Below are 23,480 nucleotides of genomic sequence, written 5' to 3'. Positions count from 1 at the left end.
CATTCAATCTGTTTATTTCGCCAATTCGCTTCTTTGCTTTCTTCCTGTGACTAGGCGCACTGCCAGCTTCATCGCCGCCTCCATCGCACCTGAATCCGCTTTCCCTTTCCCTGCAATATCAAAGGCAGTTCCGTGGGCAGGAGTCGTTAACACAACAGGTAAGCCTCCGCTAACTGTTACCCCTCTGTAAAAACCGAGCAGCTTCATTCCTGTCTGCGCCTGATCATGATACATACCGACGAGACAGTTGAACGGTTCCTTATCTCTCCGTAAAAAGAGCGTATCTGCCGGGAACGGTCCACTTACATTGATTCCCTCTGCCTGTGCCGCTTTCACTGCCGGAATAATTTCATCAATTTCTTCTCGGCCGATCATACCACCTTCACCAGCATGCGGGTTCAATGCCGACACAACGATTTTTGGATTTTCCACTCCGGCTGTCGTCATGTTTTCATGAGCAAAATTGATTACTTCTTGGACGCGCTGCTTCGTAACAAGCGAGCTGACTTTACTAATAGGAACATGTGACGTTACACGTGTCACCCAAAGGTCGTCCATGACGTTGATTTCGCCAAACCCTTTCTCGCAATCCAGCAAAGAGGCAAAATAATGAATCTCATCTTCAAAATGATGTCCGCCACGATGAAGTGCTTCTTTGTTTAACGGTGCGTACACAATTCCGTCTAAATCGCCTGCTTTAGCGAGATCCATTGCATATTTTAATGTTTCTCCTGTAACGCGACCTGAATCGATCGAAAGCTTTCCTAACTCATACGTCTCAGGATTTAAGTTTCCGAGGTCAATAAACCAAACGCGATCTTCCTCCGGCTTTACGTCAGCCATCGATTTAATTTTTGTATATTCGACCGATAGCCCAGTGACTGCCTCTCCCTGGCGATAAACTCTCTCATCACCAATTAGTACCCATGTCGCGTGATTTTTGATTTCAGCTTTCTGAAGTGCTTTAATAACAAGCTCAGAACCAATACCGGTTGCTTCTCCAAAAAGCAAGCCCATTGTTAACTTTTCTCCCATTTACGCCCCCCCTAACGTGATTTCAAATGAATAACTGCAACAGTTACAACTGCGCTATGTGAGAACCCTTTCATAATTCATTGTTGCTTTTAAAGGGTATCCTGGATCCAGCACCCAGCTAAAAAAAAGAGGTACATAAACCCGATATTCTGCATTTCGACAAATTTCTCAGCGAGTGCAAAAAAATTCACAAATTTGTAACTGACAAGTTAATAGTAAATTAAACCGTTTACATTCGTCAACATATTTTTAAAATTTTTTTAAAAAGCAGTAAACTCCGGCACCCAACTGATTTTTTAAAATATTTTAATATTGGCAGCTGAAATAACCCACTTTCTTCCTATTTAGTAAACTCATTTTTCAGATTGGAATTCTCCTTATCATTTAACCGCCATATCAGTCAGCGTTTTATAAGAATCATTTCATTCCTGACTCGCTCAATCGATTTTATTCGCCTACTAAAAAAAGGCTGGAACAGAGGAAAAAAATCCCTTCAAATCCAGCCTTCTATTATTCTATTATAACTTCATCGCCGGTCCAAAAAATTCATAATGCTTTTGTTCCTCAGCGATCCCCCAGTTCGTCATTATCTGATCGACGGCTTTCATAAAGCCAACCGGTCCGCAAAAGTAATAATCAGCGTCCTTATTTCCAATAATGGTTTGGAGCCACTCTTCATCAAGATAGCCGCTCTTATCATATTGTTGATCTTCTGCCGCAGGCCGTTCATAACAATAAAAAGCCCGAACATGCTCATGCCCGGCGGCCAGCTGATCAACTTCAGCACGCAACGCATGGTGCTTGCTGTCAATCGCCGCATGGATAAAGGTCACGTCTCTCCCCTTCTGCTCCCGCACCGCTGTTTTCAGCATGCTGACAAGCGGTGTTAAACCGACTCCTCCGCTGATCAATACTAACGGACGTGCGCTCTTTGACAGGATAAACTCACCGGCTGGAGCACTAACTAACAGGCGATCACCTTCATTGAGATGCTGATGGAGATAGGTCGAAACCTTCCCCGCCGGTTCTTGCTGATCCTCGCGCTTCACGCTGATCCGGTAATAATCCTGTCCCGGAGCATCCGACAAACTGTACTGGCGAATATGCGTATATTGTTCCCCTGGAATTTCAAGCTTCACACTAATATATTGCCCTGCCAAAAACGGTGGAAGCACCTTGCCGTCAGCCGGTTTCAAATAGAAGGAAGCAATGACCTCACTTTCCTTCACTTTTCGATCAATAACAAATGATTTGAAGTCAGGCCAGCCTCCTTGTTGTGCCTCTGCCTGCTCATACATGTCCGCCTCAACCGAAATAAAAATATCGGCGATGACCCCATAAGCGTCAGCCCACGCCTGAATAATTTCCTCCGTCGCCGCTTCCTGCAAAACGTCCTTCATCGCTTGAAGCAAGTGCTCGCCAACGATCGGATAATGCTCTGCTTTCACCCCAAGGCTTCTATGCTTATGGGCAATCTGCTGAACGACAGGTAAAATTGTTTCAAGCTGATCAATATGTAATGCCGCGGCATAGACGGCATTCGCCAAAGCGGCTTGCTGTCTGCCTTTCTTTTGATTCGCATGATTGAAAATATTCAATAGCTCCGGATGATTGGTAAACATCGTCTGATAAAAATGTGTTGTGATTTTCTCCCCATGCTCCTGTAACACTGGTACTGTTGATTTAATAACCTCAATTGTTTTCTGATCTAACATTTTAACTCCCCCTACCCCATTAGTTTATGAAGCTAGTTTCATTCTTTCACTAATGGAGGCTAAAAGCAATATTTTAAATACTTCTTTAATAATTTGGACACAAATCTTACGCATTACATGCCATTTCTCTTTTTTGATGATACCATTACTAGTGAGAGAACTTATTAGACAGAAGTTGTCCACTCCTTAGAAAGGAAAGATACTATGCGCTTAACAAATTATACTGACTACTCCTTACGCACTTTAATTTATTTGGCCGTACGCAAACAGGAAAAGCTGGCGACGATTAAAGAAATTGCCGACAGTTACCACATATCGAAAAATCATCTGATGAAGGTCGTATATGAGCTTGGAAAAGCCGGATACCTCGAAAACATTCGCGGGCGCAACGGCGGACTTCGTTTAGGAAAAAGCCCGGAAGAGATTAACATCGGTCAGGTTGTCCGGCTGATGGAAGAGGATTTTCATACGGTTGAATGCTTTGATCCGAATAAAAATCTATGCGTCATTTCACCGTCCTGCCGTTTAAAGGGGGTTCTTGGCGAAGCGATGCAGGCCTATCTTCAAGTGCTCCATAAATACACGTTAGCCGACGTCCTCGTAAATGAAGAGGAGCTATTTCAGTTACTGCGTTTTGAATAGACGAAAACAGGCAGCTGCCCCAAAAAGTATTGGCTTTTTGGGGCAGCTGCCTTACTCTGGACTGACAGCGGTTCCTTTTATGTTCAAACGATGCACAAACGTTCCTCTTTAATTGTTGTTGCCGTTATTGTTGTTATTGTTGTTGCTGTTGTTGCTGTTGGAAGGCTGGTTATTTGAGGAGGAATTTCTTCCGCCCATTTGACCGATCTCCTGAAAATGCTCTCTATCATGCTGACGGGCATTTTCTTCTCCACCCTTTTTTCCAATCTCTTGATAAAAGGAACGATCATGATTTTGGCTTGTCTGTTCGCCGCCTTTTCTGCCAATTTCCTCGAAGTGCTCTCGGTCATGCTGGCGAGCATTCGCTTCTCCACCTTTACGTCCTGCTTCCTCACGTGTCATGTTGCTAGTAGAATTGTTTGTAGCCATTTCCATCATCCTCCTTGAAAAAGTTTATTGGGTGTTACATAACTCTGTGTACCAACATTACCGAAGCACAAAACCCTAAATTTATGATTAAATTGATAATTAGTCCATTTTATCTAGTATTTGTTAATAATTATCTATTTCTTATGATATAAGTTTCCGTCTTCCTCCCTATTCAAACAAAACAATCGTAAAAGGAGGCACATTAGTTTCCTTTCTTCCAAATTATTAGTAAAATAACTACGTGAAGCTTTGCTGATAACCGTATCTTTTTAGAAGAAAGCTGCACAAATGCATTACATATTAGTAACTGCATCTGAAAACTAAAGGAGGAACAAAGATGACACACTTATTTTCCCCGTTTTCCTATAAGGGACTTACATTAAAGAACCGTATCGTCATGGCCCCGATGTGCCAATACTCGGTCGAAGCGAAGGATGGCAAGCCGAATGACTGGCATTTTACCCATTACACGTCACGGGCAGTCGGCGGAGCTGGACTGATTATCATCGAGATGACCGATGTCGAGCCGGATGGCCGCATTACTGATTATGATTTAGGGATCTGGTCTGATGAACATGTTCCGGCATATGCAAGGATTGTCGAAGCGTGTCATAAACATGGCGCAAAAATGGGTATTCAAATCGCCCATGCCGGCCGCAAAGCAGAAGACGCCAAGCTTCCGGTTTCTTCCTCAGCGATTGCCTATGATTCAACCTTCAAGGTGCCAAAAGCGTTAACAAAGGATGACATTAACGCCCTTGTGGAAAAATTCCGTCAAGCGGCCAGAAGAGCCGTTCAGGCTGGATTTGATACGATTGAGCTGCACGGCGCACACGGCTATTTGATTCATCAGTTTCATTCTCCGCTTATTAACAAACGTGATGATGAATATGGAGAGAACCTGGCAAAATTCGGCGTCGAAGTCATTCAGGCGGTAAAAAGTGAGCTGCCGGCGGAAATGCCGCTGCTCATGCGCGTTTCAGCGACTGAATTTGCAGCTGGTGGATATGATGTCAATCACATGATCGACATTTGTAAGCAATATGAAGCAGCCGGTGTCGATATTTTTCATATTAGTGCTGGCGGTGAAGCTCCGCTCGAAGTCGCCGGAATGGGCCCGCACGGCAAACCAGGTACGCACTCCGGCTACCAAGTACCGTACGCGCAGGCGTTTAAGCAGCAATTTGACCTGCCAATCATCAGTGTCGGGAAGCTGGACAGCCCGGAGCTGTCCAATGCCGTCATCGGAAACAATGATGCCGATTTAGTGGCGATTGGCCGCGGACTGCTGCGCGATCCTTATTGGCCGATTCATGCAGCCCGCACGCTCGACCATAAAACCGACATTCCGAAACAGTATTCACGAGCATTGTAGATTTCATGTAACTGGGGGAGATGCTTATCATCTGGTTAACGATTTTACTTTGTTTAATTTGGGGATTTAATTGGGTCGTTATGAAAACGGCCCTTGATTATTTTCCTCCTGTCCTTTTTTCGGCCATTCGTTTCTGTTTAGGAGCCGCTGTTCTTTTAGCTGTTTGCTACTATAAACGGATTCCCTTACCTAAAAAAGGGGACTGGAAATGGTATGCACTTTGCGGCTTGCTGCAAACCGCGTATGTCTTTACGATCAATCAGCAGGCTTTACAGTATATCGATGCCGGGATCACTAGTTTATTGTCATTTACGATGCCGTTTTGGTTCGCCTTCCTCGCTCACTTTTTTCTTGGTGAGCGCTTGACTGCGATCAAAATCACAGCACTCTTTTTAGGTATTATCGGCCTTTTTTTCGTCCTGGAAATTAATCCTCTTCAATTTGAATGGAGCGGATTCGCATTTATTACGCAGCTTCTCGTACTTTCGGGATCAGTCGCTTGGGCGATTTCCAATATTATCGTGAAAAAGATTCTTCAGCACCATAATAAGATTCAATTTACAACTTACCAGATGGCGATTGGCGCTGCTGGTCTGTTAGGCTACTCACTTCTCTTTGAAAGAGGTGAATCGATCCAATGGGGCACCCCCGCTGTTTTATCTTTGCTATTTGCCGGAGTAGTCGCCTCTGCCTTTGCGTTCGTCCTTTGGTTTTATTTACTGGAAAAGGGCGAGGGCGGCAAGGCTTCCCTGTCGCTCCTGCTCGTACCGATGATCGGCGTCCTCTGCGGATGGCTTCTGCTCGGGGAGTCCATTCATCTGATCTCAATCGTCGGAATGGTGCTGATCCTCATTGGAATCGGCCTCGTTAATATAAACGAGACTCAGCGGCTCCGTTCCCCATTTAAACTGAAAAAGAAAGCGATGTAAGACAGTGTAACCAAAAGAGGTTGGGCAAAAGGTTGTTTTTTACCTTTTTCCCAACCTCTTTAAGCAATGAGCGGAACCGCCACGATCTTTTAAAGCCCGTTGTGAGGAAGCTGCTGAAAAAGTACGATTTCCACTTTTCCAGCAGCTTTTTAGTAATGAGCGTAGCCGTTGCCTGATTTTGAAAGCCTCGCTACGAGTGGGTTTCTCGTAGCAAGGCGCGCAACACGCGGTGCCATTACACTTCTTCGAGTTACGGAAAAAGAGGTTTTTCAGTGGCCTCGTTGTGAGTGGGTTTCTCACAACGGGCTTGTGGCGTGTGAAGCCATTGCCAGTAGGTCCAAAGCTAGTTTTGTCTCAAGCTCATTTCTTCAGAGAGCTTTCACTAGACCATCACCGTTTATTGGCGCGATTGTTCCTGCTCCTCTGTTTCGTCTGCTTCAGCTTCCACCTCAATGTCTTCTTCCTCAGGCTGCACTTCAGCTTCATCCGTGAGGTCTTCGGCTTCTGTGAATTCTTCGACTACTTCTTCATAGTCGCTGTATGCCTCGGCTGCATTATTATCCTCTAGCTGAAATTTGTTTACCTCTGCTAATAGCGTTTGCGAGAGCTGCAGAAGTTCCGTTGCCGAAATATTCACTTCTTCGATCGCCTTAATTTGATTTTCACTTGAAGCCATCACTTCTTCACTTGAGGCGGCAGACTCTTCTGAAACCGCGCTAATATCCTGCATCGCCGCTACTAAATTACGTGACGACTCGGTTGCGGTCGTAAGAGCATGTCTAATCTTTTCCGTACTTTCTTCAATTCCCGTCACATGCTCAACAATATCATGGAACGAGGTTAATGTCTGATCGACTGTTGCTTGTTGACGTTGATTGTAAATTTCTAACTTCTGCGCTTCCGAAGTTGAGGCGACAATTTTTTCATTAATGGTCTTAATGACTTTCTGGATATTGTTTGTTTCTCCCTTTGTTTTCTCCGCAAGCTTGCTTACTTCATTCGCGACGACTGCAAAGCCTTTTCCTGCTTCTCCTGCCCGCGCTGCTTCGATTGCGGCATTGAGAGCAAGCAACCCTGTACTCTCAGAAATCTCCTCGATCGTCACAAGAATTTTAGCAATTTGCTGAGATTGATTCGCTACGTCTTCAACACTGTTGATTACCGTTTGAGCCAATGCCGTATACTCTCTTGACGTCTGATCAAGCTCATTGACGACTTCGATTCCAGCCTGTCCCCGCTCACTCGTTGTGTGAGCCTGAACGGCAATATCCTCAGCATGCTCGTTAATCGTATTAATTTGCGTCGTCATACCTTCAATCAAACGCGAGCCTTGCTCAATATCGCTCGACTGCTGTTGCGCTCCTGTCGCTACCTGTTCAATCGCCTTACTGACTTCATAGCTTTGCGCCGTTGTCTGTTCAGAGACAGCAGATAAAGACTCAGAGGAGGCTGACAGTTGATTGGCCGCATTCTTGACTTCGATCATTGATTTTTGCACTTGTGCCGCCATGTCATTAAAGGTGCGGGCCACTTTGCCAAGTTCATCTTTCCCGCTGTCTTCCACCCGGTAAGCGAGGTTCCCCTCCCCAATAATCTCAGCTCCGCTTTGTAACTGCTGAACCGATTTAGAAATTGAGCGCAGGACGAACATCCCGATTCCGACAAGAAGAATAAGAATAACGGCACTGACGGCTGCCATAATAATTATCAGCATGTTCATTAAGTTTTCTTTTTCCCCGACAATTCGCTCATAGCTTTCCGTCAGCACATTATTAATGTTGCCGACTTCGACATCCATTGTACCGATAATCGATTGGAACACCTGTGAGGAAGAAAGCTGGGAAATAATCAGCTGCTGAATCGAATTAAATATACCCGTATAGGAATTTAACGCATTAATCATTTCCTCCTGCTGCTCACCCGAATAACCGCCGCTTGTAATTTGCGCTGCAATTTGTTCCCGGACTTGCGAAAATTCACTGACCGGAATCTGATCAGCAATAAAGTCCTTTTCAATCATCCGTAATTCCTGGAACAGCTGTAAAGCTACCGTGTCATTTTGTTCTCTCAGCATTGTGTCAAATTGCTCTGCCGCCTCGTTCAGTTCACCGCGCTTACCGCTGTCAGGACCGTACCCGACTTCCTGCTGGTTTTGAACGAGCTCCTGAAAGCGCGTGGAATACATCGTTGAATATTGGTTCAATATTCTACTGCTTTCACTGATCGCCTCGTTGCTCATCATACTGGCAAGCTCGTCCACCGAAGCTTGCAGCTGATTGATTTCCGATTCCACTTCGGCAACATTTTCTTCATCGAAGGTTTGCAAAAATTCTGATTCATTGACCCGGGCCTGATTAGCATGCAACATGACTCTCTGACCTAAGTTTACAGCATCGACAATCTGTTCCATTTCCTCATCCATGACTAGCAGTTCATTATAAGCATAATAAACAGCCCCAAGTAATAATACAAATCCAATTACTGCAGTTAAAATAATTCCAACAAGCTTCTTACGAATACTCATACTGCCCTCCTTAGTCCTTCTCACACTAAAATGTATACTTTCCTAAAAAAACATCAGGCCAATTATGTATAACACTCCTTCATTTGGAATGGTACTATTATACCTTACCATACTGAAAATGGTTCTATAAAGAAATTTTTTCAAATTCACTTATTTTTCGTCAGTAATCTACAAGGTCTTTCCTCACAAAAAAAGGAAGAGACTGGAGCAAAAGGTTGTTTTTTACCTTTTCGCCCCAGCCCTCTAAGCAGTGACGTAGCCGCCACGCTCTCTTAAAGCTCTTTTGTCTCAAGCTCTTCCTCTTGTAAAGAAAAGCTTTCAGCTTACTTTTTTCTTCCAGAAGCCGAGAATCAGCGCCGTGATCACAGCTCCTGCAATAATCGCCACGGCATAGAGGAACCAATTTCCGTACACAAGACCGATGACAAACGCCCCGCCATGCGGCGCAGGCAATCCAATGCCGAAAAATGCCGTTAACCCGCCGGCTACCGCCGCCCCAATAATTGCTGCCGGCAGCACCCGTCCAGGATCTGCTGCGGCAAACGGAATCGCTCCTTCGGTAATAAAGGACGCTCCAAGCAGGTAGTTCGTTTTTCCTGCTTCACGCTCTTGCTCGGTAAACTTGCTTTTAAAGAAGCTCGTCGCTAACGCAATCCCGAGCGGTGGCACCATTCCTCCCGCCATAACCGCGGCATGCGGCCCAAAGTTGCCAGCGTCAATCATCGCAATACCAAAGGTAAATGCCGCCTTGTTGATCGGACCTCCCATATCAATGGCCATCATACTCGCCAAGATGACGCCGAGGAAAACGATGTTGGTCGTCCCCATACTTCCAAGCCAGCTTTCGAGCGCGGAGTTAAACGCACTGAGCGGACTAACGAGCAGCAGCATCGCCATCCCGGTTAGAAAGATATTTAACACCGGATAGAACAGAATCGTCCGGATGCCGCTGAGCGCGTCAGGCAGCCCTGCCAGCATGCTTTTGATCATCAATGCGATATAGCCGCCAAGAAAGCCGGCAATCAGCCCTCCAAGAAAACCGGCATCTCCATTAACCGCGATTAAACCGCCGACCATCCCGGCCGCAAAGCCAGGCCGGTCAGCAATACTCATTGCAATAAAGGCGGCAAGCACCGGGATCATTAAAGCAAAAGCCGTGCCACCGCCGATCGCATCAAGCATTGCCGCTAACGGATGATCTAAGTCGATATCGATCATAAAGGAGATCGCGATTAGAATTCCACCGCCGACAACGAACGGAAGCATATTGGAAACCCCATTCATCAAATGCTTGTAAAAGCCGCCGCCTCTTGTTCCTTCTTCCTTTTTTTCCTCTTGCTTCGAGCCTTGATACACAGGTGCGTTTCCAGTTAAAGCCTGCTCCAGCAATTCTTTCGGCCGCTTGATTCCGTCGGCCACGGGAACCTGAATCAGCCGCTTTCCGGCAAAGCGCTCCAGCTCGATTTTTGTATCGGCGGCGACGATGATTGCCTCCGCCTGCTCGATTTCATCAGCGGTTAAGCGGTTCTTCACCCCGCTCGAACCATTGGTTTCCACCTTGCATGAAATATTCTGCTCGTTTGCTGCCGCCTTCAAGGCATCCGCTGCCATATACGTGTGGGCAATTCCGGTTGGGCAGCCGGTGACAGCGAGTATCCGGTAGCCTTGCTGACCGGCTTCCTCGTTTTGCTCTTCCTCAACAGCCTCCTGCTCTTTCTTGTCAATCGCCCTGATGACATCATCCTCACTTTCGGCCTGAAGCAATGCCGCGCGAAAGCTTTCATCCATTAAAAAAGTCGACAAGCGCGAAAGTGTCGCCAAATGCTGCTCGTTTGCCCCGGCAGAAGCGGCGATCATAAACAGCAAATGAGTCGGCTGTCCATCAAGTGCCTCGTAATCAAGCCCGGCAGTTGAACGGCCAAACGCGATCGCCGGGGTGCGGACGGCTTCGCTCTTGGCGTGTGGAATCGCGATGCCATCGCCAAGCCCGGTTGTACTTTCGTTTTCCCTTTTCCAAATCGCCTCTTTGTAGCCCGCAGCATCTGCAAGACGGCCGGCTGAATCAAGCTTGGCAACAAGCTCATCAATCGCAGCTGCCTTATCCCCGGCTTTCATATCAATGATCATCGTATCTCTTTGTAACAGATCAGAAATTTTCACTTCACTCACCCTTCCCATATACTGGCATCAATCGTCCGCGCTAATCGTTCAACTTCCTCCAGCCGGCAAAATGTTGAGGAAAAAGCCGTGGCACTGCCGGCCGCGACCGCAAAGCAAAAGGCTTCCTTCAGGGAACGCCCCTCTTTTTGCGCTGCTAAAAATCCCGCCACTACCGAGTCTCCTGCTCCGACCGAATTTTTCACTGTGCCCTTCGGCGGAGAAGCGGCAAAAATCTGCCCGTCGGCGCCAAGAAGCGCCCCTTTCCCGGCAAAGGAGACAAGCACATAGTGAATCCCCCGTTCATGAAGCTGCCTGATATAGGGAAGCGCCTGCTCAGGAGCTGAAATCACCGTATCGAAAAGCTCGCCTAGTTCATGATGATTCGGTTTAATAAATGTCGGTTTCGCCTCCAGCACCTGTCTCAGCGGCTCTCCACTCGTATCTACAAACACTTCTGCTCCCTTAGCTTGAGCTTCGGCAGTCATCGTTTTATATATTTCAAGCGGAAGTGATTCTGGGACACTGCCCGCTAAGACGAGCGCGTCACCTGGCGAGAGAGCGGCCAGCTGCTCATACAGCCGGCTGAGAGCCCGCTCGCTGATGACTGGCGAGACGCCGTTAATTTCGGTTTCCTCGTGCCCTTTTATTTTGATATTAATCCGCGTATCTCCCTCGACCGTTGTGAAGTTCGTCCCGATGTCTTCCTGTTCGACCACGTTTTTCACATACTCCCCTGTGAAGCCGCCGATAAAGCCTAATGCTTCGCTGTGATGACCGAGCCGCTTTAACACGCGCGACACATTGATCCCTTTACCGCCCGGCTCCTTTCGGTCAGCCGCGGAACGGTTCACCAGCCCGATCTTGACCTCATCGACCCGGACAAAATAATCCAGTGCCGGATTTAATGTCACCGTATAAATCATAGAGATACCACCTCAATATTCGTCATCTGGCTGACGTCACGCTCTTCTTCGACCTTTGAACTTGTAATCAGCGTCACCTCGTCGACCGCAGCAAACTTCGCGAAAGCAACTTCGCCGAATTTCGAGTGATCCGCTACGACATATGTTTGGCGCGATCGCAGCTTGGCATATTCTTTAATAAAGGCTTCCTGCGGGTCGGGAGTCGTGCAGCCGTCCTGCTTTGTCACCCCGTTCGTTCCGAGGAATGCTTTATCAAAGCGGAACGTTTCGAGCGTTTGAATCGCCGATCGCCCGACAAAGGCTCTCGTGCCTGATTTTACTTCTCCCCCGACGACGTGAGTTTCAATTTCCAAATCAGCCAACAGTCCAATGTTCATCAGGCCGTTCGTCACCACAGCAACCTTTTTATTGTTAAGAAACGGAATCATCTCCAGTGTTGTCGTACCAGCATCGAGAAAAATACAGTCTCCTTCTTCGACGAACGCAGCTGCTCTTTCAGCAATCGCTTTCTTTTCCTGAATGTTTTTGACCGTTTTTTCAGCCAGTGTCGGCTCCTCAAGCTTTTTTTGCAAACGGGTCGCCCCGCCATGAATCCGCTTTACTTTTTTCTGCTGTTCAAGCTCGGTTAAATCCCGGCGGATCGTCGATTCGGAGCTTCCCGTTTCATCGAGCAGTTCCTGGATCGTTACCGTTTGCTTTTCCTGCAATAATTTCATTATTTTTTCGTGCCGTTCTACTGTCAGCATGTCCCTCACCTCATTGTCTTACTGTCTTCATTATACACGAAAAACGATCGTATTCAATCAAAAACGATCAACTTCAATCAAAGAAAGGGATTAATATTTTGATGTCCTTCTTTAAGAAGACTATCTTTTTAATTCTACAGAAAATCACATAAGCTATGAAATTTGGAAAATTTTAAAAAATAATTGTTTTTTTGAAATAATTTGATATATTGTAATAAGAAACAAAAATATAAAATAATAGGATTCAATTTCAATGAAAGTGTAAGAAAGAAAAAGTTTCTAATTCTTGGATTGACAGGGGCATTCCTGTCCGGTGGAGCAGTATTTGCCGAAGAGGACCAAAGTTTAAATGGTGATTTTGTTATAACAGCTGATTGTCCAGCTTCTAAGTCTACCAGTCAAAGTATAGAAGATAATTACGAAATTACCGGTACCGCATGGTCTTGCCGCTATCAGGATACTTTACCCGGTTACTATGGAACGTTAACTCACCCTGAGCGCCAAACAAAGAGTGGGACTGGACAAGCAGGATTAAGACTACATGCTACTGGTGGTAAATTTGTTCAAGCAAGAACCGTTCATCCTTCTGCTGGAAATGGACCATGGAGAAAAGATTTACTTGGTGGAAATTCGTACGCGATAGAGGCACGATATAGTCGAGGCCAAACCGGGATTGGTATGCAATTAAGATCGAACCTTTTAGAATCCAGTACTGGCGTCGTTTTCGATTGGAGAAGTAATTAAGAATTTTTCCTAAGATAAAAGATAGAGGCAAGGCTCTCTATCTTTTATCTCTGTTGTATATTAATGCTCTGTTACAACATTATAGAAGGGTGTCAAACGCGATGAATCAATATCATGTATTCGATGAAGTGAAAAATACCGTAAATCGTAATTATATTATGAAAGGAATTGGGATTATGATGATTCCTTTCATAATTTGCTTCATACAAATGAATGATTATGCTTTTGGAAATGAGTATGATTTTTTCACCTTTTTACTCGGTGAATTTGTAATGCTCTTATTTGTTGTCCCTTTACTGTTTATCTATGTCATCCCTTTTTCCCACGAAGTAAAAAATCGATATATCGTTTATACTCGGTTACGAATCCCTTTACCAATTTATTTAAAAGTTAAGTTCCAAGCTAATATAATCTTGACATTCTGCATCGTATTTCTTTTTGTTTTTGTCTGTTTTCTTTTTTGCTTTTACTTAGAGCCTCTACTGAAATTTGCTCAAATCGATGAAAGATTTTTTGAAACTGGCAACTACTATACATTATATAGTGAGAATTCGGCAGTAAGTGCTCTTACCACGTTCTTTACATATGGCTCCCTTGTATTTGGATTTGTCTACTCCATATGGATCGCGCTTAATGCCGTATTATGGGTCTCTTTCGCCTTTTTGCTTGTCTTATTGATTAAGAATCAGTATATTGCCTTAACGATGCCGTTTGTTTTTTATTTACTTCAGAACTTCCTGTTCGGCGCCTTACACCTTTATCATTTACGGTTTTATACATTCATTTTTCAATTTAACTATCTGCAGCTACCGCTCTTTCAAGCAATGACACCTTTTTTTATGTTGAGTCTTATCGTCTTACTCTTACTAGGAGTCACTAAGCAAAGAATAAAGGAGCTAACATGAAAACATTTAGACCTGTCTACCTGGAACGTCTTTCAATTAAATGGATCATTTTTTTTACCGTTTTATTCATCTTTGGGTTCACGTCGAGGAACTACATGATAGATAGCTCTCTACATAGTGATGTAGCAATCAATCAATGGGACATCCTTATACATTTTGTTGCGGACGGGGATATACTTTATTTTTTCATCTTCCCCTTTACTTTATTGTTAACTGGTCAACTCTTATTAAAGGAGTGGAACTATCTCGTTCTAGTAAGAAATAAAAGCTATCTAAAATGGATGATATATGTAAGTAATCAATTTCTTAAGAGACTGTTACTTATTGTTTTATTATGGGTCCTGATTAGTTTTATCATCACGATCAATATCCCTTATGGACCTACATGGAGTGACAATGCGCTGACAAATCAAAATCCGTATTCCCTTTTATACGCTTACCAATCTATTTCTGAACTAAGTCCACTACTTTTTTACATGCTTCAAATCGGCTTTATTTCGCTGTTCTTGTTAACTGTACATCTTATTAATACAACCCTTTTTTTACTTTTTCCCCGTTTTGGGACTATTATCTTTACGAGCCTCTTTTTTTTCGTAGCTAGTCTTTATTCATTTAAAGCTTTTTTCGGGTGGACTTGGATCAATCCCCCTGTCTATACGTTATTACTTTATATTTACTCTTACTTTGACTCCCTTCTCTTCCCGATTATGAATCATATCCTTATTATTTCAGTATGCTTTTTCGTTATATCTATTAAAGCAAAAAAATATCAAGCATTAAGCCTTTACAAGGAGATGTAAATGAATGACGATCGTAACATTAAATAAAATAAGCAAAACATTTAAAAACCACATTTTATTTACCAACGCCACAGCCAGTTTTCGTGAAAAAACAATTACCGGTATTACCGGACCAAACGGATCAGGAAAATCAGTCTTGTTTAAAATGATTTGCGGATTTATACAGCCGGATGACGGTACTATCTCAATTGATAAGCACTATCTTGAGCCAAACAGCAATTTCCCTAAAGGCTTTGGTATTATCATTGATCGGCCAGGCTTTATTGAAAACAGAACCGGCTTTGAAAACTTAAGAAGATTAGCACAGATCCAAAAGCTTATTACACCTAGTCAAATAGCAGCTTCAATGAAACAAGTAGGGTTGGATCCAAATAACAAGCAAAAAGTAAAGCATTACTCGCTAGGAATGAAACAAAAGCTGTCTCTCGTTCAAGCGATAATGGAAGACCAGGATGTCCTTCTATTAGATGAACCATTTAACGCCTTAGACCACGATAGTGTAGTAAACATTCGAGAGCTATTACGCGATTATAAAAGAAAAGGAAAAACGATTATTTTGACCAGTCACAACCAAGAAGATATTAACATTCTTTGTGACGATGTCTACAGAATTCACAACCATCAACTGCAGCTTATAAAGAAAGAAGATTGATCTTCCTTCAAGTTACCGCAAAAAAGGGCTTAAGACAAAACTGGCTTTGACATGTTGGCAATGGAAACACTTGCCACAAGCAGGTTGTGAGCCCCCTCACAACGATGCCACTGAAAAACTTTCTTTTTCGTAACTCGAAGAAGAGTAATGGTTACGCTCATTGCTTAGAGGCTGGTCAAAAGGGGTAAAAACAACCTTTTGACCAGCCTCTCAATCTGCTTCCTTCAATTCGCCACAGCCGCCTCAGTAAACTGACTGTTATACAGCTCGGCATAGAAACCGTTCTGATCGAGCAGCTCCTGATGCGTTCCCTGTTCGATAATGTCGCCGTGGTTCATGACGAGAATTCGGTCCGCGTCACGGATTGTCGAAAGCCGGTGGGCGATGACAAAGCTTGTGCGATCCTTCATCATTTCGTTCATCGCTTTCTGAATGTTCATCTCCGTCCGTGTATCGACGTTGCTTGTCGCTTCATCAAGAATCAGGATGAGCGGATCTGATAAAATCGCCCGGGCAATCGTCAACAGCTGACGTTGTCCCTGCGAAATATTGGTCGCGTCCTCGCCGAGCACCGTATCGTAGCCATCCGGCAGCGTACGGATAAAATCATCGGCATAAGCGCTTTTCGCCGCCTGAATGATGTCCTCCTCCGTCGCCCCCTCCCGGCCGTAGGCGATGTTTTCCCGAATGGTTCCATTAAACAGCCATGTGTCCTGAAGCACCATCGCAAAACGACTTCGGACTTGCTCGCGGCTCAGCTTCGCATAGTCGATTCCATCCAGTAAAATCCGCCCGCGGTCAACTTCATAGAAGCGCATCAGTAAATTAATCAGCGTTGTCTTTCCGGCTCCGGTCGGGCCGACAATCGCGACCGTTTGACCAGGCTCGACTTCAAGTGTCACATCATTAATGACAGGCTGATCCTTATCATAGCCGAAGGAAATATGATCAAAAGTGATACGCCCCTTTACTTGCTGCAAATCGGTAACCGTTTCCGTTTCCGGCTTTTCTTCCTGCTCGTCAAGCAGCGTAAAAATCCGTTCTGCTGAGGCTAAGGCCGATTGAATCATGTTGGCAATGCCGGCAGCCTGAGCCATCGGATGAGAAATTTGCTGAGTATACTGGATAAAGGCCTGCACATCGCCGATACGAATGCTGCCATTGATAACGAGAATCCCGCCGGCGATACTGACAAGCACATAGCCAAGGTTGCCGATAAACGTCATCATCGGCATCATAATTCCGGAAATAAACTGTGATTTCCAGCCTGCCGTATACAGACGGTCATTCATTTTATCAAAACGCTTAATCGCCTCTTCCTCATGACCGTAGGCTTTCACCACCTGATGGCCGGTGAACATTTCTTCGATATGGCCATTCACCGCCCCAAGCTCCGCCTGCTGATTGACAAAGTACTTTTGCGAGCGTCCGGCGATAAAGCGGATAACAAGCACACTGAGCGGCAATGTTACGCAAACGACCAACGTCAGCAGCGGATTGATGACAAGCATCATTACAATAATCCCGACAATCGTAATGACGGAGGTAATGATTTGCGTCAGCGCCTGCTGCATCGACGTATTGATATTATCAATGTCGTTCACCGCCCGGCTCAACAAGTCCCCATGCGAATGCTTGTCGAAATAACGCAGTGGAAGCCTGGAAAGCTTCTCGTTCACTTCCTTCCGCATACTGGCAATCATCCGCTGGGACACCCCAGCCATTACATATTGCTGAACGTACATAAATAAAGAAGACACAGTGTACAGAACAAGCAGCCAGAACAGAAGCTGTCCGAGAAAGGCAAAATCGACTCCGACCGACTGCACAAAGCTGTCAAACAGCGAGGAAGTCGCATCCCCGAGCAGCTTCGGACTGATCACGTTAAAGAGGGTGCCAACTAAAGCCGCGATCCCTACAAGGATCAGCTTCCCGGCCTGGGGTTTTAAATAACGGGCGAGCCGGCGTAACGTTTTCTTAAATTCCTTCGGCTTCTCCCCAGGCATTCCTGCCGCTCTGTGCCCGCTTCCAAACGGACCTCCTCCTCCACCTGACTGTCCGGCCTTCGCTGTTGTCTTTTTCTGATCGGTCATGCGCTCTCCTCCTCTGATTGCTGGGACGCGACAATTTCTTGGTAAACGCCGCAGTTTGACAGCAGTTCTTCATGCGTGCCAATCCCGGCGACCTTCCCTTCATCCAGCACAATGATTTGATCGGCGTCGACAACTGTACTCACCCGCTGGGCCACAAGCAAAATCGTCGCCTCTGCTGTCGTTTCTTTTAAAGCCTGACGCAGCTTAGCATCGGTCTTATAGTCGAGCGCGGAAAAGCTGTCATCGAACAGATAAATTTGCGGCTTGCGAGCCAGCGCCCGGGCGATAGAGAGGCGCTGCTTTTGACCGCCTGAAAGATTGGCTCCGGCCTGAGCAATTTCAGCGTGAATCCCGTTCTCGCGCTCCCGGACAAATTCACCGGCCTGGGCCGTTTCCAGTGCAGCCATCACTTCTTCATCGCTGATTTCTTCATTGCCAAAACGAATATTGGCGGCGATCGTTCCGGTAAACATCGATGCTTTCTGCGGCACGTAGCCCAGCTTATGACGCAACGTCTGCTGAGCCAGCGCCCGAATATCGACCCCATCAATTTCAATCGACCCGTTCTCCACATCATAAAAGCGCGGAATTAGCTGAAGCAACGTTGACTTACCGGCCCCGGTGCTGCCGATAATCGCCGTCGTCTCTCCCGGCTTCGCCTCAAAAGAGACTGACTCAAGCGCCGGCTTCTCGGCTCCCGGATAACGGAACGTGACATGTTTAAATGTCAGCACACCCCGTTTATCGCTGCCTTCTGCCACTTCATCCGGATCCTGAATATCCGAAGTCATTTGCAGCACTTCATTGATACGTCTCGCTGAAGCCTGTGCTCTCGGAATCATCACAAATGCCATCGAAAGCATGACGAGTGAGAAGAGAATCATCATTGCATATTGCAAAAAGGCCATTAAATTTCCGACCTGCATCTCGCCCGCATTAATCCGGATGGCCCCGAACCAGACGATCGCGATATTCGTATAGTTCATCACGATCATCATCACCGGGAACATGCTGGCAAGAATCCGGTTGACGCGGATGCCCGTATCGCGAAACTGCTGATTCGCTTCGTTAAAGCGCGCCTTTTCAAAAGAAACCCGATTAAACGCTCTGACTACCCGTGTCCCAATTAACGTTTCCCGTAACAGCAGGTTAAGCCGGTCGGTTTTTTTCTGCAATTCACTAAAAAGTGGAATCGCGCGGCGGGAAATGAGCCAGATCGCCCCGCCCAGCACCGGCAGCGCCGCAAGGAAAATGAGCGATAAAACGGCATCGCGCGATATCGCCAAAATAATCCCGCCGACGAGCATCAAAGGTGCTCTTGTCATCATCCTCAGCATCATATTGACGACATCCTGGACCTGTTTAATATCGTTTGTCGTCCGCGTAATTAAAGAAGCAGCTCCGATTTTATCGTACTCCTGCAACGAAAAATGCTCGACATGGACAAACAGCTTGCGGCGAATATCCCGTCCGAAGCCGAGGGCGACCTTCGAGGCGAAAAAGGTGACGGCGACCGTCAGCACAACAGCGAGAATCGAGCAAACAATCATCCAGACGCCAATTTGCAAAATATAGCCAATATCACCATTTACGATTCCAATGTCAACAACATCCGCCATCAGTGTCGGCAAGTAAAGCTCTAATAAAATTCCTCCAAGTGTCAGGAGCAGAACGAGTCCAACTTGCCATTTATACGGCTTTATATAGGTCAGTAAATTTTTCATGCTTTTCCCCTCATTTTATCCATGAACTGCTCTTCAATATAATTAAGAGCTTTCGTCAGTAATTCAGCCAATTTATCACTATCTTCCTTCCCAAGATAGGCCGTTAACCCTGAGAAGATACTGTAAATATTTTGCTCTATTTCCTCGGCCGCTACCCATCCTTCCTCTGTTAAATGGATTCTCACCACTCTGCCGTCCTTCGCATCCCGCTGGCGCTGAATCAAACCTTTTTCTTCTAACAGGTTGACCTGCTGGGTAACAAACGGTGACGTTACCCGCAAAGCGACGCTGAGATCGGATACTTTCAGGCCTCTCGAATTGCTTTTTTTTAATAGATAAAGGACTCTGCTTTCACTTGTTTTATGGTCAACAGATCGAATATTCGTTTCAAGCTGTTTACGGTGAAGCCGTATAAAAAGCTGGATAAGCTTTTCCGTTTCCTGATCCATTCCCTTACCCCTTTCCAGCCAAATTAATTAAGTAACTAACTTATTCAGTATTCTTTATCATACTCTTTCCGGCTTGAAAGTCAAGAATCTTTATCAGCCAAAAGGTTTACTCTTTTTCCAGAAGGGAAAACGTACATCAACAGCTGATTGGAGGTGTTGATCCCATGCCGTGGGACACAAAAGATTACCCGAGTTCATTGAAAAATCTTGACCCTGCCATCCGAAAGAAAGCGATTGAAATCGCCAATGCGATGGTCAAGGACGGCTATGAGGAAAGCCGTGCGATCCCGATTGCGACGAAGCAGGCGAAAGAATGGTATGAGAATGCAAGCAAGCAGGAGATCAAGCAGATCAAACAGGCCGGCGATCAGGAACTGCAATCCCACAAGAAGTACAGCAGCAGCCGGCCCGAGCTGATGGATAAAGGGGAACACGTCCTTGCCCATGAGGATGGCTGGGCCGTTCAGGCCGAGGATGCCAAACGACCTTCAGAAGTGTTCAGCAAAAAAGAAGAGGCGATTGACCGTGCCCGAGAAATCGCCAAAAATAAGCAAACTCATCTGATCGTCCATAAAAAGGATGGAGCTGTACAGGAAAAGACCTCCTACGAGCAGAAATAAAGACGGACGAAAAGCTAAGAGGCCGGTCAAAAGGCTCTCTGTTTTCCCTTTTGACCAACCCCTCTAGTCCGCGCTTTGATCAGATATATCAGAAGCAATCCTGCTCATAAACTCCTCTGCTGCGCTGTAGCCCTGCTGCCGCAAATACCAGTTATTCGCAGCCGCTTCAATCAATCCGGCGACATCGCGTCCGGGCTGGAGCTGTATTTCAATGGTCGGTACTTTCACGCCCATATAATCGGTAAATTCTGCTTCCTGCTCCAATTCATTGTTAAGCGCATCCTTCTCCCACTTCGTCAGGTTAATATCAAGCGCAATCCTCGTCTCCTCCTGAAACGCCTTCCGCCCATACATTCGCACAACGTTTAACAAGCCGACGCTCCGCAACGCCAAAAATTCCTTAGTTTTTTCATCATGGGTTCCTAACAGCGTCTGTGGACTGAGCTTCTTTAAGACGACGATATCATCAGCGACAAGCCGATGACCGCGTCCGATCAACGTATGAGCCGTCTCACTTTTCCCTACACCTGAATTTCCGCGCAGCAAAACACCGATCCCGGATACATTGACGCACACACCGTGAATCGACATTTCCGGCGCCATCTCCTTCACTAAATAGGCATCCAAATACGTTATGAACTCCGATGTCGTTTCAGGCTTGTTCGTGATAAGCAGGGGAATCCCCTCTTCGATACAATACTTCGTCAAATAGGTAAGCCCTTCTTCTCCCGCCGTTACAATAAAGCAGGGGGGATGATAGTGAACAATGTTTCCAATCCGGATTTTCCGTTCTTCTTTACTTAGCTTATGCAAATAATTAATTTCTTTTCTGCCGAGAATCTGTATTCGTTCTGTCGGAAAAAAATCAAAATGACCGACGAATTCCAATCCGGGCCGATGGACCCGTGACTGGGTAATCAGCTTTTCATTTAAATTCTCGCCCGCCAGCACGCGCAGCGAAAATCGCCGCACCAGATTTTCAACCGTTATCGTTTTTCCGCTCATACCCGCCTCCTCCAGCCTTCTAACCTTTGATTATACTCAATATAGAAGAAAAGGTCACCCTCCACGCATGATCGCCACGAAATCTTCATGATGCCCGCCGCAAGGCTCGCCTAGCTTTTTTTCCATTCCGTCGCCAGCATGCCGTACACGACCGTATCCACATAATGATCATACAGCCATTCCGCCTGGCGGATCGTGCCTTCTTGAACAAAGCCAAGCCTTTCCGGCACCGCTCTGCTCTTTGTATTTTCCACCGCCGCCCGAATTTCCACTTTATTCAGCTTCAGTTCAGTAAACGCATAATCCGTCAACGCCTTCGCCACTCTCGTCATAATTCCGTTCCCCTGATAATCCTTCGCTAGCCAGTAGCCGATATAGGCGGTTTGATTCGCCCGGTTAATCTGATTAAAGCCGGCCACCCCGACTGCCTGTCCGTGAAACAAAATGACGGTCTGTAAGCTTTTCCCTTCAATGAACCCTTGCAACGACATGTTGATATACGATTCCGTATCTTCGACTTTTGTCGTCGTATCAAGCCACGGAAGCCACTGGCGCAAATGCTCTCTTGAACGCTCGGTTAATTCGAAGATGTTGTCACGATCGTTGATCTCGATCAACTTCAGTGACAGCTCATCGTCAATTTTATGGATAAACAAATGATCCCCTCCTGTCAGGACATGCTTTATCGCCGAAAGTATAATAAACCTGTACGAGCTAGTCAAGGAGAACTCCGTTTTTATCGCTTTGTTAAACCAGTTCATTCCCCTTCTCATTTTCTTCAAGTAGTAGTACTATTTTGATACTGTCATAAACTGGAGGTGATCTTTTTGAACCCGCGTCTGCTCATTTTCTTTATATGCTTTTGCAGCTTTCTTCACCAGGCGATTATCCAGGGCATACGCCCGATGGTTCCTTTATTGGCAGTTGAGCTTGACGCCAGTACGTTTGAAATCGGCTTAATTGCAGCCAGCTTTTCTTTTCTGCCATTGTTTTTAGCCTTTAAGGCTGGTAAAATCATTGACCAATTTAAAGGAAGCTTCGCGATCATTCTCGGTATCTTAACGATCTCATTTTCGTTATTAATACCTTTTCTATGGCCGATGCTGCCAATGCTGTACCTCTCGCAAACCTTGTGCGGAATCGCTCATCTTTTCATCGTCATCGCTTTTCAAAACTCGCTTGGACACTATGTAGAGATCGATAAGCGTGACAAATATTTCGGCTGGCACAGCTTCTGGGTTTCAGGAGGACAGTTACTCGGTCCGTTAATCGGCGGCATCATCTCCGAAAACAGCATTTATCATACGTTCTTTATTTTTTCGATGATTTCTTTTCTTGTGACGATTCTCTGTCTGCTCGTCCTGCGTGACCGAAGCGAAAAAACGCCCGCTCAAGCCGGGCAGCCAGCGACGAAGCTGGCTCATGCTGCTGAATACAAAGCTTTTGATTTAATCAAAATTCCCGGGATGGCCAAAGCGATCTCGGCCAGTATGTTCGTCCAGTTTTCCAAGGATGTTCTTATTACATATTTTCCGCTCTTTTTACAATCAAAAGGCGCCTCAACAACACAAATCGGCGCGCTTCTCAGTGCCCAAGGCGTCGCCTCAATGGCGATCAGAAGCATTCAGGGGAAAATTTTAACATTGGGCCATCGCTATACGGTTCTCTTTGTCTCTTTATTGTGGAGCGGCCTCTGCTTTGCATTAATTCCAGCGTTTGACTCCTTCCTTTACTGGACATTGGTCTGTCTCGTTCTCGGCGCGGGGATGGGATTGGCCCAGCCGCTATCAACCGTCGCTGTGATCAATCTCTCACCGGCCGGCTACAGTGGACGCACCTTAGCGATCCGCATTACGGGAAATCGGATCGCCCAGTCGGCAAGCCCGCTATCCTTCGGCATCATCTCCCACTTAGTAGGCCTGACACCGATTTTTTTCATTTGTGGAGCCCTCCTCTTTGCCGGCTCATTTTATGTGAAATCCGCTGCTGGGAAAGAAGAAAAAGCCTAAG

Annotated in this window: 19 protein-coding genes; 7 read left to right on the top strand and 12 right to left on the bottom strand. The window is 45.8% G+C overall.

Annotated elements, in window-relative coordinates:
* Positions 1–12 precede the first annotated feature (12 nt).
* Together M3202_RS08685 and hmpA are read right to left on the bottom strand one after the other, a co-directional pair.
* The gene (locus M3202_RS08685) at positions 13–1,035 is read right to left on the bottom strand and encodes a 4-hydroxythreonine-4-phosphate dehydrogenase PdxA (protein WP_251222944.1); all 1,023 of its coding nucleotides are present in this window, start codon (positions 1,033–1,035) and stop codon (positions 13–15) included.
* A gap of 518 nt (positions 1,036–1,553) precedes the next feature.
* Positions 1,554–2,750 (bottom strand): NO-inducible flavohemoprotein, encoded by a 1,197-nt coding sequence (gene hmpA, locus M3202_RS08680; RefSeq protein WP_251222943.1) that lies wholly within the window; start codon positions 2,748–2,750, stop codon positions 1,554–1,556.
* 204 nt (positions 2,751–2,954) lie between these two features.
* Between hmpA and M3202_RS08675 the strand changes: the two genes are divergently transcribed.
* On the top strand, positions 2,955–3,392 hold the full coding sequence (locus M3202_RS08675; protein ID WP_251222942.1) for an Rrf2 family transcriptional regulator: 438 nt from the start codon (positions 2,955–2,957) through the stop codon (positions 3,390–3,392).
* A gap of 108 nt (positions 3,393–3,500) precedes the next feature.
* Here the strand turns inward: M3202_RS08675 and M3202_RS08670 are convergent, their stop codons facing one another.
* Positions 3,501–3,821, bottom strand: coding sequence for a general stress protein (locus M3202_RS08670; protein WP_285890330.1), 321 nt, complete (start codon positions 3,819–3,821; stop codon positions 3,501–3,503).
* 337 nt (positions 3,822–4,158) lie between these two features.
* Here M3202_RS08670 and M3202_RS08665 point away from each other — a divergent pair, with 337 nt between their 5' ends.
* On the top strand, positions 4,159–5,196 hold the full coding sequence (locus M3202_RS08665; protein ID WP_251222941.1) for an NADH:flavin oxidoreductase/NADH oxidase: 1,038 nt from the start codon (positions 4,159–4,161) through the stop codon (positions 5,194–5,196).
* Positions 5,197–5,216: 20 nt separating this feature from the next.
* Complete coding sequence (locus tag M3202_RS08660) at positions 5,217–6,125, top strand: DMT family transporter (RefSeq protein WP_251222940.1); 909 nt, start codon at positions 5,217–5,219, stop codon at positions 6,123–6,125.
* Positions 6,126–6,522: 397 nt separating this feature from the next.
* Here M3202_RS08660 and M3202_RS08655 read toward each other — a convergent pair whose 3' ends face one another.
* The 4 genes from M3202_RS08655 to M3202_RS08640 form a co-directional block, all read right to left on the bottom strand.
* Positions 6,523–8,649 carry a methyl-accepting chemotaxis protein gene (locus M3202_RS08655; RefSeq protein ID WP_251222939.1) on the bottom strand — a complete coding sequence of 709 codons (2,127 nt, stop codon included), beginning with the start codon at positions 8,647–8,649 and terminating at the stop codon, positions 6,523–6,525.
* A 318-nt stretch (positions 8,650–8,967) separates the two neighbouring features.
* Entirely contained in the window at positions 8,968–10,809 is a 1,842-nt protein-coding gene (locus tag M3202_RS08650) for a PTS fructose transporter subunit IIABC (RefSeq protein WP_251222938.1), read from the bottom strand.
* Between the two features lie 5 nt (positions 10,810–10,814).
* A complete protein-coding gene (gene pfkB / locus M3202_RS08645) occupies positions 10,815–11,732 on the bottom strand; it encodes a 1-phosphofructokinase (RefSeq protein WP_251222937.1) in 918 nt (305 codons plus the stop codon).
* On the bottom strand, positions 11,729–12,478 hold the full coding sequence (locus tag M3202_RS08640; protein WP_251222936.1) for a DeoR/GlpR family DNA-binding transcription regulator: 750 nt from the start codon (positions 12,476–12,478) through the stop codon (positions 11,729–11,731). Before M3202_RS08640 ends, pfkB begins: the two co-directional genes overlap by 4 nt.
* A 201-nt stretch (positions 12,479–12,679) precedes the next feature.
* Between M3202_RS08640 and M3202_RS08635 the strand changes: the two genes are divergently transcribed.
* Together M3202_RS08635 and M3202_RS08630 are read left to right on the top strand one after the other, a co-directional pair.
* Positions 12,680–13,222, top strand: a complete 543-nt coding sequence (locus tag M3202_RS08635) for a hypothetical protein (RefSeq protein WP_251222935.1) — start codon at positions 12,680–12,682, stop codon at positions 13,220–13,222.
* A 1,709-nt stretch (positions 13,223–14,931) separates the two neighbouring features.
* Positions 14,932–15,579 carry an ABC transporter ATP-binding protein gene (locus M3202_RS08630; protein ID WP_251222934.1) on the top strand — a complete coding sequence of 216 codons (648 nt, stop codon included), beginning with the start codon at positions 14,932–14,934 and terminating at the stop codon, positions 15,577–15,579.
* Between the two features lie 224 nt (positions 15,580–15,803).
* Here M3202_RS08630 and M3202_RS08625 read toward each other — a convergent pair whose 3' ends face one another.
* Genes M3202_RS08625 through M3202_RS08615 form a run of 3 tightly spaced genes read right to left on the bottom strand, consistent with a single transcriptional unit; the run spans position 15,804 to position 19,845 of the window.
* Complete coding sequence (locus M3202_RS08625; RefSeq protein ID WP_432805968.1) at positions 15,804–17,672, bottom strand: ABC transporter ATP-binding protein; 1,869 nt, start codon at positions 17,670–17,672, stop codon at positions 15,804–15,806.
* A complete protein-coding gene (locus M3202_RS08620) occupies positions 17,669–19,396 on the bottom strand; it encodes an ABC transporter ATP-binding protein (protein WP_251222933.1) in 1,728 nt (575 codons plus the stop codon). The genes M3202_RS08625 and M3202_RS08620 overlap by 4 nt, the downstream gene beginning before the upstream one ends.
* Positions 19,393–19,845, bottom strand: coding sequence for a MarR family winged helix-turn-helix transcriptional regulator (locus M3202_RS08615; protein ID WP_251195201.1), 453 nt, complete (start codon positions 19,843–19,845; stop codon positions 19,393–19,395). The genes M3202_RS08620 and M3202_RS08615 overlap by 4 nt, the downstream gene beginning before the upstream one ends.
* A gap of 164 nt (positions 19,846–20,009) precedes the next feature.
* Between M3202_RS08615 and M3202_RS08610 the strand changes: the two genes are divergently transcribed.
* Positions 20,010–20,465, top strand: coding sequence for a DUF2188 domain-containing protein (locus M3202_RS08610; protein ID WP_251222932.1), 456 nt, complete (start codon positions 20,010–20,012; stop codon positions 20,463–20,465).
* A gap of 63 nt (positions 20,466–20,528) precedes the next feature.
* On the opposite strand, the gene hprK is transcribed toward M3202_RS08610, so the two are convergent.
* Both hprK and M3202_RS08600 read right to left on the bottom strand, forming a co-directional pair.
* Positions 20,529–21,470: an HPr(Ser) kinase/phosphatase gene (hprK, locus tag M3202_RS08605; RefSeq protein WP_251222931.1), complete on the bottom strand. Its 942-nt coding sequence runs from the start codon at positions 21,468–21,470 to the stop codon at positions 20,529–20,531.
* 110 nt (positions 21,471–21,580) lie between these two features.
* On the bottom strand, positions 21,581–22,126 hold the full coding sequence (locus tag M3202_RS08600; RefSeq protein WP_251222930.1) for a GNAT family N-acetyltransferase: 546 nt from the start codon (positions 22,124–22,126) through the stop codon (positions 21,581–21,583).
* 171 nt (positions 22,127–22,297) lie between these two features.
* On the opposite strand from M3202_RS08600, the gene M3202_RS08595 reads away from it, so the two are divergent.
* A complete protein-coding gene (locus M3202_RS08595) occupies positions 22,298–23,479 on the top strand; it encodes an MFS transporter (RefSeq protein ID WP_251222929.1) in 1,182 nt (393 codons plus the stop codon).
* Position 23,480: the final 1 nt, after the last annotated feature.

Origin of the sequence: Halalkalibacter oceani, from assembly GCF_023715605.1 — a bacterium.
GTDB classification, from domain to species: Bacteria; Bacillota; Bacilli; order Bacillales; family Bacillaceae_D; genus Halalkalibacter; species Halalkalibacter oceani.
The sequence above is the reverse complement of the archived record's forward strand: the minus strand, read 5'-3'. Positions and strand labels throughout refer to the sequence as shown.

Coding starts and splice junctions, on each gene's coding strand:
- M3202_RS08610 (WP_251222932.1), top strand. CDS start 20,010: ATGCCGTGGGACACAAAAGATTACCCGAGTTCATTGAAAAATCTTGAC.
- hmpA (WP_251222943.1), bottom strand. CDS start 2,750: ATGTTAGATCAGAAAACAATTGAGGTTATTAAATCAACAGTACCAGTG.
- M3202_RS08615 (WP_251195201.1), bottom strand. CDS start 19,845: ATGGATCAGGAAACGGAAAAGCTTATCCAGCTTTTTATACGGCTTCAC.
- M3202_RS08665 (WP_251222941.1), top strand. CDS start 4,159: ATGACACACTTATTTTCCCCGTTTTCCTATAAGGGACTTACATTAAAG.
- M3202_RS08660 (WP_251222940.1), top strand. CDS start 5,217: ATGCTTATCATCTGGTTAACGATTTTACTTTGTTTAATTTGGGGATTT.
- M3202_RS08620 (WP_251222933.1), bottom strand. CDS start 19,396: ATGAAAAATTTACTGACCTATATAAAGCCGTATAAATGGCAAGTTGGA.
- M3202_RS08655 (WP_251222939.1), bottom strand. CDS start 8,649: ATGAGTATTCGTAAGAAGCTTGTTGGAATTATTTTAACTGCAGTAATT.
- M3202_RS08675 (WP_251222942.1), top strand. CDS start 2,955: ATGCGCTTAACAAATTATACTGACTACTCCTTACGCACTTTAATTTAT.
- hprK (WP_251222931.1), bottom strand. CDS start 21,470: ATGAGCGGAAAAACGATAACGGTTGAAAATCTGGTGCGGCGATTTTCG.
- M3202_RS08630 (WP_251222934.1), top strand. CDS start 14,932: ATGACGATCGTAACATTAAATAAAATAAGCAAAACATTTAAAAACCAC.
- pfkB (WP_251222937.1), bottom strand. CDS start 11,732: ATGATTTATACGGTGACATTAAATCCGGCACTGGATTATTTTGTCCGG.
- M3202_RS08640 (WP_251222936.1), bottom strand. CDS start 12,478: ATGCTGACAGTAGAACGGCACGAAAAAATAATGAAATTATTGCAGGAA.
- M3202_RS08685 (WP_251222944.1), bottom strand. CDS start 1,035: ATGGGAGAAAAGTTAACAATGGGCTTGCTTTTTGGAGAAGCAACCGGT.
- M3202_RS08670 (WP_285890330.1), bottom strand. CDS start 3,821: ATGGCTACAAACAATTCTACTAGCAACATGACACGTGAGGAAGCAGGA.
- M3202_RS08625 (WP_432805968.1), bottom strand. CDS start 17,672: ATGACCGATCAGAAAAAGACAACAGCGAAGGCCGGACAGTCAGGTGGA.